Annotated in this window: 9 protein-coding genes; 4 read left to right on the forward strand and 5 right to left on the reverse strand. The window is 55.9% G+C overall.

Annotation, left to right across the window (positions count from 1 at the left end; all coding sequences use genetic code 11):
* Window positions 1–635: 635 nt before the first annotated feature.
* Together acnB and yacL are read left to right on the forward strand one after the other, a co-directional pair.
* Complete coding sequence (gene acnB, locus C3406_RS16735) at window positions 636–3,233, forward strand: bifunctional aconitate hydratase 2/2-methylisocitrate dehydratase (RefSeq protein ID WP_103823271.1); 2,598 nt, start codon at window positions 636–638, stop codon at window positions 3,231–3,233.
* Between the two features lie 157 nt (window positions 3,234–3,390).
* Window positions 3,391–3,753, forward strand: a complete 363-nt coding sequence (yacL, locus tag C3406_RS16740) for a protein YacL (protein WP_103178299.1) — start codon at window positions 3,391–3,393, stop codon at window positions 3,751–3,753.
* A 30-nt stretch (window positions 3,754–3,783) separates the two neighbouring features.
* Here yacL and speD read toward each other — a convergent pair whose 3' ends face one another.
* The 3 genes from speD to C3406_RS16755 all read right to left on the reverse strand — a co-directional run bounded on the left by speD (window position 3,784) and on the right by C3406_RS16755 (window position 5,899).
* The gene (speD, locus tag C3406_RS16745; protein ID WP_103181029.1) at window positions 3,784–4,578 is read right to left on the reverse strand and encodes an adenosylmethionine decarboxylase; all 795 of its coding nucleotides are present in this window, start codon (window positions 4,576–4,578) and stop codon (window positions 3,784–3,786) included.
* A gap of 5 nt (window positions 4,579–4,583) precedes the next feature.
* Window positions 4,584–5,441 (reverse strand): polyamine aminopropyltransferase, encoded by an 858-nt coding sequence (gene speE, locus C3406_RS16750; protein WP_103178300.1) that lies wholly within the window; start codon window positions 5,439–5,441, stop codon window positions 4,584–4,586.
* A 110-nt stretch (window positions 5,442–5,551) separates the two neighbouring features.
* Window positions 5,552–5,899 (reverse strand): YacC family pilotin-like protein, encoded by a 348-nt coding sequence (locus C3406_RS16755; RefSeq protein WP_103178301.1) that lies wholly within the window; start codon window positions 5,897–5,899, stop codon window positions 5,552–5,554.
* 145 nt (window positions 5,900–6,044) lie between these two features.
* Between C3406_RS16755 and cueO the strand changes: the two genes are divergently transcribed.
* A complete protein-coding gene (cueO, locus tag C3406_RS16760) occupies window positions 6,045–7,598 on the forward strand; it encodes a multicopper oxidase CueO (protein WP_103823273.1) in 1,554 nt (517 codons plus the stop codon).
* 84 nt (window positions 7,599–7,682) lie between these two features.
* Here the strand turns inward: cueO and C3406_RS16765 are convergent, their stop codons facing one another.
* A complete protein-coding gene (locus tag C3406_RS16765; protein ID WP_103823274.1) occupies window positions 7,683–10,073 on the reverse strand; it encodes a glucose/quinate/shikimate family membrane-bound PQQ-dependent dehydrogenase in 2,391 nt (796 codons plus the stop codon).
* Between the two features lie 205 nt (window positions 10,074–10,278).
* Here C3406_RS16765 and hpt point away from each other — a divergent pair, with 205 nt between their 5' ends.
* Complete coding sequence (hpt, locus tag C3406_RS16770) at window positions 10,279–10,815, forward strand: hypoxanthine phosphoribosyltransferase (protein WP_103178304.1); 537 nt, start codon at window positions 10,279–10,281, stop codon at window positions 10,813–10,815.
* A 76-nt stretch (window positions 10,816–10,891) separates the two neighbouring features.
* On the opposite strand, the gene can is transcribed toward hpt, so the two are convergent.
* A complete protein-coding gene (gene can, locus C3406_RS16775) occupies window positions 10,892–11,554 on the reverse strand; it encodes a carbonate dehydratase (RefSeq protein WP_103178305.1) in 663 nt (220 codons plus the stop codon).
* Window positions 11,555–11,605 lie beyond the last annotated feature (51 nt).

Raw genomic sequence — 11,605 nt, forward strand, 5'->3', positions numbered from 1 at the left:
CCGTGCAGCGCGGTAAGCAGTAAACCGGTCACAACGATCAGCGCATAGATTCGCATCTCCATTGCGTGCGTTCCTTTGCAGGCTACGCGGGTTCATTCTCCACCGGGAAAGGCAGAACCAGGCAAATTGGGACTTTGCCACGTAGGTTACGGAACTGCTCCCGGGCCCGGTGACTGGTTGCTACACCAGCGAAGCAGGCCGATACAAACAATAGCGGATTAATATTTTGCTCAGAAGCGGAAAGAGACAATGACATGCGGCTTCATCCGAAATTGGATAACGCTACGCAAAAGTGAGTGACAGAGTTGCAAATGAGCAGGCCTGGTAGCAAAATCTTTCTCGTTGGGACTTTGCCGCAAATCTGCCAACCCGGTGTGCTACCACCGCAAGGCAACAAACTAACCGCCTCAGGGCGGTTTTTTTGTGCCCGAAATTCGTCCCGCCTCGCTGCTATACCATGCTTAACGATTCAGCAAACAATTTAATGTTGCTTTTTTGTAAACGGATTAACACTGTCTGAAAATCCTGCTATGCTGCCCGACGCGGTATCGGGCATATACCCTACAAACTGCTGTCTCACAGGAGCGTGAAGAGAACGCCCGCCGCATATGACAATGAGAGCGAGGAGAACCGTCGTGCTAGAAGAATACCGTAAGCACGTAGCAGAACGTGCCGCCGAGGGGATTGTACCCAAACCGTTAGATGCAACCCAAATGGCCGCGCTCGTCGAGCTGCTGAAGAATCCGCCAAAAGGCGAAGAAGAATTCCTGTTAGATCTGTTGATCAACCGCGTACCGCCAGGCGTAGATGAAGCTGCCTACGTAAAAGCCGGTTTCCTTGCTGCGATTGCCAAAGGCGAAGCAACGTCCCCACTGGTTACTCCTGAAAAAGCCATTGAACTGCTCGGCACCATGCAGGGTGGTTATAACATTCATCCGCTGATTGATGCCCTGGACAGCGACACGCTGGCGCCTGGCGCCGCCAAAGCCCTGTCCCACACGCTGCTGATGTTCGATAACTTCTACGACGTAGAAGAGAAAGCCAAAGCGGGCAACAGCTACGCGAAGCAGGTGATGCAGTCCTGGGCCGATGCCGAGTGGTTCCTGAGCCGCCCTGCGCTGGCGGAAAAAATGACCGTTACCGTCTTCAAGGTGACTGGCGAAACCAACACCGATGACCTCTCTCCGGCGCCGGATGCGTGGTCACGCCCGGATATCCCACTGCACGCTTTGGCGATGCTGAAAAACGCCCGCGAAGGCATTGAGCCGGATCAGCCAGGCGTTGTCGGCCCGATCAAACAGATCGAAGCCCTGCAGAAAAAAGGCTTCCCGCTGGCGTACGTCGGTGACGTAGTCGGTACCGGCTCTTCCCGTAAGTCCGCGACCAACTCCGTGCTGTGGTTCATGGGTGATGATATCCCACACGTGCCGAACAAGCGCGGTGGTGGCCTGTGCCTCGGCGGCAAAATCGCGCCTATCTTCTTCAACACCATGGAAGATGCGGGCGCACTGCCAATTGAAGTGGATGTCTCTAACCTGAACATGGGCGACGTGATTGACGTTTACCCGTTCAAAGGCGAAGTGCGTAACCACGAAACCAACGAGCTGCTGGCGAGCTTCGGGCTGAAAACCGACGTGCTGATCGACGAAGTGCGTGCTGGTGGCCGTATCCCGCTGATCATCGGTCGTGGCCTGACCACCAAAGCGCGTGAAGCGCTGGGTCTGCCGCATTCAGACGTGTTCCGTCAGGCGAAAGACGTGGCGGAAAGCAACCGTGGTTACTCTCTGGCGCAGAAAATGGTTGGTCGCGCGTGCGGCGTAGCCGGTATCCGTCCGGGGGCGTACTGCGAGCCGAAGATGACCTCCGTGGGCTCTCAGGACACCACCGGTCCAATGACCCGTGACGAACTGAAAGACCTGGCGTGCCTGGGCTTCTCGTCTGACCTGGTGATGCAGTCCTTCTGCCACACCGCGGCCTATCCGAAGCCGGTTGACGTGACCACCCACCACACGCTGCCAGACTTCATCATGAACCGTGGCGGTGTCTCCCTGCGTCCGGGTGACGGCGTGATCCACTCCTGGCTGAACCGTATGCTGCTGCCGGATACCGTCGGTACCGGTGGTGACTCCCACACCCGCTTCCCGATTGGGATCTCCTTCCCGGCGGGCTCCGGTCTGGTGGCCTTTGCGGCTGCAACAGGCGTGATGCCGCTGGATATGCCGGAATCGGTGCTGGTGCGTTTCAAAGGCAAAATGCAGCCGGGCATCACCCTGCGCGACCTGGTCCATGCGATCCCGCTGTACGCCATCAAACAGGGCCTGCTGACCGTTGAGAAGAAAGGCAAAAAGAACATCTTCTCTGGCCGCATTCTGGAGATCGAAGGTCTGCCGGATCTGAAAGTGGAGCAGGCGTTCGAGCTGACCGATGCTTCCGCCGAGCGTTCCGCTGCGGGCTGTACCATCAAGCTCAACAAAGAGCCGATTATCGAGTACCTGACCTCCAACATCGTGCTGCTCAAGTGGATGATTGCTGAAGGCTACGGTGACCGCCGTACCCTGGAGCGTCGTATTCAGGGCATGGAGAAATGGCTGGCAGATCCACAGCTGCTGGAAGCCGACGCCGATGCAGAATATGCCGCGGTGATCGAGATCGACCTGGCTGACATCAAAGAGCCAATCCTCTGTGCGCCGAACGACCCGGACGATGCGCGTCTGCTCTCTGACGTTCAGGGCGACAATATCGACGAAGTGTTCATCGGCTCCTGCATGACCAACATCGGTCACTTCCGTGCTGCCGGTAAACTGCTGGATACCCATAAAGGCCAGCTGCCAACCCGTCTGTGGGTGGCGCCGCCAACCCGTATGGATGCGGCTCAACTGACGGAAGAGGGCTACTACAGCGTGTTTGGTAAGAGCGGGGCGCGTATCGAAATCCCTGGCTGTTCCCTCTGTATGGGTAACCAGGCGCGCGTGGCTGACGGTGCGACGGTGGTCTCCACCTCTACCCGTAACTTCCCGAACCGTTTAGGTACCGGTGCAAACGTCTACCTGGCCTCTGCGGAGCTGGCGGCGGTTGCAGCGCTGATTGGTAAACTGCCAACGCCGGAAGAGTACCAGACCTTCGTGTCGCAGGTAGATAAGACCGCGGTGGATACCTATCGCTATCTGAACTTCGACCAGCTCTCTCAGTACACCGAGAAAGCGGACGGGGTGATCTTCCAGACGGCGGTGTAATCAACGCCTCATTGCCCGGTGGCTCGACGCTTACCGGGCCTGTCAAACCCATCGCCCACGCGGTGGGTTTTTTATTTTCATTCCTTCCACCCGTTCGGCTTTTTTTCTTCCCCGCTGCTGCGATAATTACTGCAAGAGCTTTGCAGAGGAAAATACTATGGATTACGAATTTCTGCGTGATATCACCGGTGTGGTGAAAGTGCGGATGTCGATGGGCCACGAGGTGGTCGGTCACTGGTTCAACGAAGAAGTAAAAGAGAATCTGGGCCTGCTCGATGAAGTGGAACAGGCTGCGCGCACGGTCAAAGGCAGTGAACGATCCTGGCAACGCGCCGGGCATGAATACACGCTGTGGATGGATGGCGAAGAGGTCATGGTTCGCGCCAATCAGCTGGAGTTTTCCGGCGACGAGATGGAAGAGGGGATGAGCTACTACGATGAAGAGAGTCTGTCGCTGTGCGGCGTAGAGGATTTCTTGCAGGTGGTGGCGGCCTACCGCGAGTTTGTGAAGCAGAAATAGTATCAGGAGCATCCCTGCTCCTGACGCATCTTATACGGTCGCGATATTGCGGCCGTAGTAAATTTCGCGCATCTCTTTCCACAGCAGGTCAGTAATGACCTTGCGCTCATCTTCGCTTAAATCTTCCGGCCGGGTATGGAACATGTAGTGCTTCAGGTCGAACTCCTTCAGCAGCATCTTGGTATGGAAGATATTCTCCTGATAAACGTTCACATCCATCATGTCATAGAGCGCTTTCATGTCTTCGGACATGAAGTTCTGAATGGAGTTAATTTCATGGTCGATAAAGTGCTTCATGCCGTTGATATCACGGGTAAAACCGCGTACGCGGTAGTCAATGGTCACGATATCGGACTCAAGCTGATGAATTAAGTAATTCAGCGCGTTAAGCGGGGAGATCACGCCGCAGGTCGACACTTCAATATCGGCGCGGAAAGTACACAGCCCGCCTTCAGGGTGGCTCTCCGGGTAGGTATGTACGCAGATATGGCTTTTATCGAGATGGGCAACCACCGCTTCCGGCAGCGGACCGGGGTGCTCCGTATGGTCGATAAGGGTGGGATCGACCGGCTCCTCGCTGACCAGAATGGTGACGCTGGCGCCCTGGGGTTCATAATCCTGACGCGCAATGTTCAGGATATTGGCGCCAATGATAGAGCAGGTTTCTGACAGGATCTCGGTCAGTCGGTTGGCGTTATAGAGTTCATCGATATAGGCGATATAACCATCGCGCTCTTCCGCCGTTTTTACATAGCAGATATCGTAAATACAAAAACTCAGGCTTTTGGTCAGGTTGTTAAAGCCATGCAGTTTCAGCTTTTTCAATTCGTTCACCCCCTCAGAGCATCGTGCAAATATTGCGGTAAGGCAAAGGCTGCGGTATGGACGGCCGGATTGTAATAGCGGCAGGTCAGATTCGCCTGCTGGAAGCGCGCCTGAATGATGCCGGTGGAGAGATGGCGCAGGGCATCGTTGTCCGTCGCCCAGGCAAAGGTCATGACACCGCCATAATAGGTCGGGATTGCCGCCTGGTAGAAGCTGACGTCGGTAAAGTAGTGGCTCAGCTTGCGGTGGCTGTCGATGGCCTCGTCCTGCTGCAGGAAGCAGACGCCGTTCTGGGCAACGAAGATACCGCCAGGGTTCAGGCAGCGTTTGCAGCCTTCATAGAACGCCGAGGTAAAGAGGCTCTCGCCGGGACCAATCGGATCGGTGCAATCGGAGATGATCACATCGAAGGTCTGCGTCGTCTGGTTAACAAAATTGACGCCGTCGTCGATCACAAGCGTAAAGCGTGGATCGTCGTAGCTGCCAGCATTGTGGTTCGGCAGGTACTGGCGGCAGAAAGAGACGACGCCCGCATCAATCTCGACCATGGTGATGCTTTCAATGGATTTATGGCGGGAGACTTCGCGCAGCATAGCGCCGTCGCCGCCGCCGATGATCAGCACATGTTTCGCATTGCCGTGTGCCAGCAGCGGGACGTGAGTCATCATTTCATGATAAATGAACTCGTCACGCTCGGTGGTTTGCACCACGCCATCCAGCGCCATCACCCGGCCAAAGGCCGCGTTTTCGAAAATGATCAGATCCTGATGATCGGTTTTCTCATGATAGAGCACGTTATCAATGGCAAAGTACTGTCCAAAATGGTCATGCAGCGTTTCATGCCACATATTTTTTTCGGCCATGGGATGATACCTCCTTTGTTAACACCCGCATAAAACGGGGGCAACATCATAGCTAACTATGACCGTGGTTGCACGGTCATAAATTCAGCAAAGGGGCATCGGGTAGGGATTTACTTAACGTAGGCAAGGAGGCTCAGCGAGTCGCGAGCCAGGGCTTTACATTTCTTTGCTGTGGGAATGCCGATGCCGCTGAGATCGCGGTAGCTGTCTTCACCGAGGGTTTTCATGTCAAAACTGTCGTAGTTGCTCAGATCCCACTGGTTCTGTTGAGCAAAAAAGACCAGGGCACGGCGAATCTGACCGTTGGGTAAATTCTGGTAGCCGCAGTCGTTTTTCAGGAATACGAACACCGCCGTTAAATCCGCCATATCTTCGGCTTCATTTTCACTCAGCGCATAGCTGTTTGCGCAACTAATCATCAGGGTGCTGAACAGAATTGTTCGGAAAAACGTCTTCATTGCTTCTACCAATACGTCACGGAAATTCAACGTTAGCACACTTCCCGTCGGCACGACGATCTTTATTATTGCGGCTTTTCTTGACCTTCCGGCAAGGGGAGGGTTTATGCTCAGGCGATTGACTGCTGCGAATAAGGAGATGAACATGCAACGCCGTGATTTTTTAAAATATTCTGCCGCACTGGGCGTCGCCAGTGCGCTGCCGCTCTGGAGCCGCGCGGCCTTTGCCGCCGAGCGGCCCGTTTTGCCGATCCCGAATTTACTCACGCCCGATGCACGCAATCAGGTGAATCTGGTGGTGCAGGCGGGGAAAACCGCCTTCGGTGGGCACAACGCCACCACCTGGGGCTACAACGGCAACCTGCTCGGCCCGGCCATTCAGCTACGCAAGGGAAAAGCGCTGACCGTTAACATCCACAACACCCTGAACGAAGAGACCACCGTCCACTGGCACGGTCTGGAAGTGCCGGGCGAGGTAGACGGCGGACCGCACGGCATCATTAAGCCCGGCGGCCAGCGGACGGTGACCTTTACTCCGGATCAGCGAGCGGCAACCTGCTGGTTTCATCCCCATCAGCACGGCAAAACCGGCCATCAGGTGGCGATGGGGTTAGGCGGTCTGGTACTGATTGAGGATGACGAGAGTCGTCTGCTGCGCCTGCCAAAGCAGTGGGGCATCGACGATGTTCCGGTGATTGTGCAGGACAAGAAATTTACTGCCGACGGGCAAATTGACTATCAGCTGGATGTGATGAGCGCCGCGGTGGGCTGGTTTGGCGACACGCTGCTGACCAACGGGGCCATCTACCCGCAGCACAATGCCCCGAAAGGGTGGCTGCGCCTGCGCCTGCTCAACGGCTGTAATGCCCGTTCGCTCAATTTCGCCGCCAGCGATAAGCGTCCACTCTATGTCGTCGCCAGCGACGGCGGGCTGCTGGCTGAGCCGGTAAAAGTGACCGAACTGCCAATGCTGATGGGGGAGCGTTTTGAGGTGCTGGTGGACATTAGCGACGGCAAGCCCTTTGACCTGATAACCCTGCCGGTAAGCCAGATGGGGATGGCGGTGGCGCCGTTCGATAAACCGCAGCCGGTGCTGCGCATTCAGCCGCTGCTGGTGACCGTGTCGGGCGTATTGCCGGACACCCTGACCACGCTGCCCGCTCTGCCGTCGCTGGAAGGACTGACCCAGCGCAAACTCCAGCTCTCCATGGACCCCATGCTCGACATGATGGGCATGCAGGCGTTAATGAAGAAGTATGGCGATCAGGCGATGGCGGGGATGCATCATGGCCAGATGAAGGGCCATATGAATCATGGTCAGATGGGGGGAATGGATCACAGCATGCATGGGTTCGATTTCCGTAACGGCAACCGGATCAACGGCAAAGCCTTTGATATGCACACGCCGCAGTTCGCCGCCGCTAAAGGGCAATATGAACGTTGGACGATCTCCGGGGAAGGGGACATGATGCTGCATCCGTTCCATATTCACGGCACCCAGTTCCGCATCCTCACGGAAAACGGCAAAGCGCCAGCGGTGCATCGCGCGGGCTGGAAGGATACGGTGCGCGTGGAGGGCGGGGTAAGCGAGGTGCTAGTGAAGTTCGATCATGACGCGCCGAAAGAGTATGCCTATATGGCGCACTGCCATCTGTTAGAGCATGAAGATACCGGGATGATGCTCGGATTCACGGTATAAAAAAGCCGGGTGGCGGCGTCGCCTCACCCGGCCTGGATAGCGTACCCGTAGGCCCGGTAAGCGCAGCGCCACCGGGCTTTTTAGTTACTTACTTTCGTCAGGTAACGCATACGCGACAATATAGTCGCCCATCTTCGTCCCAAACGAACCATGACCCCCCGCAGAGATGACAACGTACTGCTTGCCATTCACTTCATAGGTCATCGGTGTAGCCTGTCCACCCGCAGGCAGACGGCCCTGCCACAGTTTTTCACCGTTGCTCATGTTGTAAGCGCGCAGATAGTTATCGGCGGTTGCCGCGATGAACAGCACGTTACCGGCGGTGGAAATTGGGCCACCCAGCATTGGCATACCCATATTGAACGGCACCGGGATCGGCATCGGGAACGGCATGCTGTCCTGTGGCGTACCAATACGTTTTTTCCAGACGACCTGGTTGGTTTTCAGATCCAGTGCAGAGATATAACCCCATGCAGGCTGTTTACACGGCAGGCCAAACGGAGAGAGGAACGGGTTCAGCGTCACGCCATACGGCACGCCGTACTGCGGCTGAATACCGGATTCCGTACCGGTGCCTTGGGCATCTTTCGGCTGTTCCATCGGGTTGCCCGGGCCGCGTGGGATCAGTTTAGAGACAAACGGCAGCGCCATCGGGTTGGCAATCGCCACCTGACGGTTCGGGTCAACGGAGATACCGCCCCATTCGAACATCCCCAGGTTACCCGGGAAAACCAGCGTGCCCTGCTCGGATGGTGGGGTGAAGATGCCTTCATAGCGCAGCTGGTGGAACATCACGCGGCACACCAGCTGGTCGAACATGGTGGCGCCCCACATGTCCGCGCCGCTGAGATCTTTCTTCGGACGGAAGCTCAGATCGGAGAACGGCTGGGTTTTAGTGACGTAGTCGCCTTTCGCCGCGCCCTGCGGAACCGGTTTTTCCGGTGCCGGCACGACCAGCTCGCCGTTACGACGGTCCAGCACAAAGATATTACCTGTCTTCGCCGGGGCGTAGATCACCGGTACGGTTTTACCGTTGACGGTAATGTCTGCCAGCGTCGGCTGGGACGGCATGTCCATATCCCACAGATCGTGGTGAACGGTCTGGTAGCTCCACGCCAGTTTACCGGTGGTCGCATTCAGCGCCAGAACAGAGCTGGCATAACGCTCCTGCTCTGGCGTGCGGTTGCCACCCCAGATATCTGGCGTGGTGACGCCCATCGGAAGGTAGACCAGGTCCAGCTTCGCGTCATAGGCGGCTGGCGCCCAGGAGTTTGGCGAGTTAAAGGTAAAGGTGTGTTCATCCGACGGGATAGCGTTTGGATCTTTCGCACCCGGATCGAAGGCCCACAACAGCTTACCGGTATTAACGTCAAAACCGCGGATCACGCCAGAGGTTTCGCGAACGGAGAAGTTATCCGTTACCGAACCGGCAATCACGATGGTTTTATCGGTGATGATTGGCGGTGAAGTAGGTTCATACAGACCCGGAGTCTGATCCGGCATGTTGGTCTGCAGGTTCAGCACACCTTTGTTGGCAAAGGTTTCGCACAGCTTGCCGGTTTCGGCGTTAATGGCGAACAGACGACCGTCGTTTACTGGCAGCATGATGCGGCGCGGACAGTCGGCAATCACCTCCGGGCTGGCGTTATCGGCACGCGCTTCGTGGTAAGAGACGCCACGGCAGGTCACGTGCTGGAACTGGTTGTTGGTTTTAAGCTGCGGATCGAAGTGCCATTTCTCTTTACCGGTGGCCGCGTCAAGCGCGAACAGACGCTGGTGCGCCGTACACAGGTAGAGCATGTTGCCTACTTTAATTGGGGTCACTTCGTTGGTCAGTTCGCCCGGATCGTTCGGCATCTTGAGATCGCCGGTACGGAATACCCAGGCTTCTTTCAGGTTTTTCACGTTGTCCGCGTTGATCTGCTTCAGCGGGGAGTAACGCTGACCTTCCTGGTTACGGCCATAGGCAGGCCAGTCACCATCTGCCACGTCGGAGATCGCCGCCGCAGGCGTAGATTCCGCATTCAGGGTACCTTTCACCTCCTGCGGATCGTTAAAGCCAGCCCAGGTCAGAATGCCACCGCTAATCAGCAGCGCCACGACCAGAGCGGCAACCGCACCGCTGGAGCGCACAAGCAGGCGACGCCAGACGAAAGGCAGGATCAGCCAGATACCGAAGAAGACCAGGATGTCGCTACGCGGGGTCAGGGCCCAGAAGTCGAAGCCGACCTCCCATACGCCCCAGATCATCGTAGCCAGCAGCAGGGCCGCATAGAGCCACAGTGCCGATTGTTTACTGCGCCAGAGAAGCAGGGTGACGCCGAGCATAACCACACCTGCTACCGGGTAGTACCAGGAGCCGCCAATGGCTACCAGCCAGACCCCGCCGATTAACAGATACAGTCCGCAAAATGCAGCGAACAGGGCTGTTAGCCTCACGAGTAAACGTGAATGTTGATTTTTTGTTTCCGCCATAAAAGACACTCGATAAGTTTGTTAATTATTTAGTAGCAATTAATTATAGGACTTAACAAGTGTGATCGGAATCACAAATATGGCTTTTGTGAACTCACGCGCCAGGAGGATCCATTTGCTGGTATACTTCAGGGCTTATGAAGCGATGCCGGACGCGAATCCAAAGGCATTGAGAAATTCGTTATAAAAACATACGGTTAGTAAAATGAAACATACTGTTGAAGTGATGATCCCTGAAGCGGAGATCAAAACGCGTATCGCCGAACTCGGTCGTCAGATCACCGAACATTATAAAGACAGCGGCAGTGAGATGGTGCTGGTGGGTCTGTTACGCGGTTCCTTCATGTTTATGGCCGATCTCTGCCGCGAAGTGCAGGTCTCCCATGAAGTCGATTTTATGACCGCCTCCAGCTATGGCAGCGGCATGTCGACCACCCGTGATGTTAAAATTCTCAAAGATCTGGATGAAGACATTCGCGGCAAAGATGTTCTGATTGTGGAAGACATCATCGATTCCGGTAACACCCTGTCAAAAGTACGCGAAATTCTCAGCCTGCGCGGCCCAAAATCGCTGGCGATTTGTACCCTGCTGGATAAACCGACCCGCCGTGAAGTGGACGTTCCCGTGGAGTTTGTCGGTTTCTCGATCCCGGACGAATTTGTGGTGGGCTACGGGATTGACTACGCGCAGCGCTATCGCCATCTGCCGTATGTCGGCAAAGTGGTGCTGCTGGACGAGTAAAGTAGGTATTGCCCGGCGGCGCTACGCTTAACGGGCCTGCGGACTAAAAACGGCAACTTGCGTTGCCGTTTTGCGTTTACTTGTGGTTAACGTGCTTCTGGGTCAGGTTAGAGACACCCTGACGGTAGCGCTGCTCCAGCGTTTCCCGGTTGGTGGCGGTCACTTCCAGATCGCGCAGCAGGCCATCATGAATGCCATACGCCCAGCCGTGGATCGTCACTTTTTGCCCGCGTTTCCACGCCGACTGCATAATGGTGGAGTGGCCGAGGTTGTAGACCTGTTCCATCACGTTCAGCTCGCACAGGGTGTCCAGGCGGCGTTCCTGCGGCATTTGCCCCAGCAGTGAGCTATGTTTGAACCAGATATCACGAATGTGCAGTAGCCAGTTGTCGATAAGGCCCAGTTCCGGGTTTTCAACCGCTGCCTGCACGCCGCCGCAGCCGTAGTGACCACAAATGATGATGTGTTCGACTTCCAGAACATCCACCGCATACTGCACCACGGAGAGACAGTTCAGGTCGGTGTGGATCACCAGGTTCGCAACGTTGCGGTGAACGAAGAGTTCGCCAGGTTCAAGGCCGGTAAGACGTTCAGCCGGAACGCGGCTGTCGGAGCATCCAATCCAGAGAAAGCGTGGTTTCTGCGACTGAGACAGTTTCTCAAAAAATCCGGAATCTTCTTCCAGCAGCATCTTTGACCATAGTGCGTTATTGCTGATGAGTGTATCTATGTCATTCATGGAGGCTAACGGCCTGTAACCGAGTGATTGCGTTGCGCTACTATAGGGTAA

The organism is Leclercia sp. LSNIH8 (assembly GCF_002920195.1).
GTDB lineage: Bacteria > Pseudomonadota > Gammaproteobacteria > Enterobacterales > Enterobacteriaceae > Enterobacter.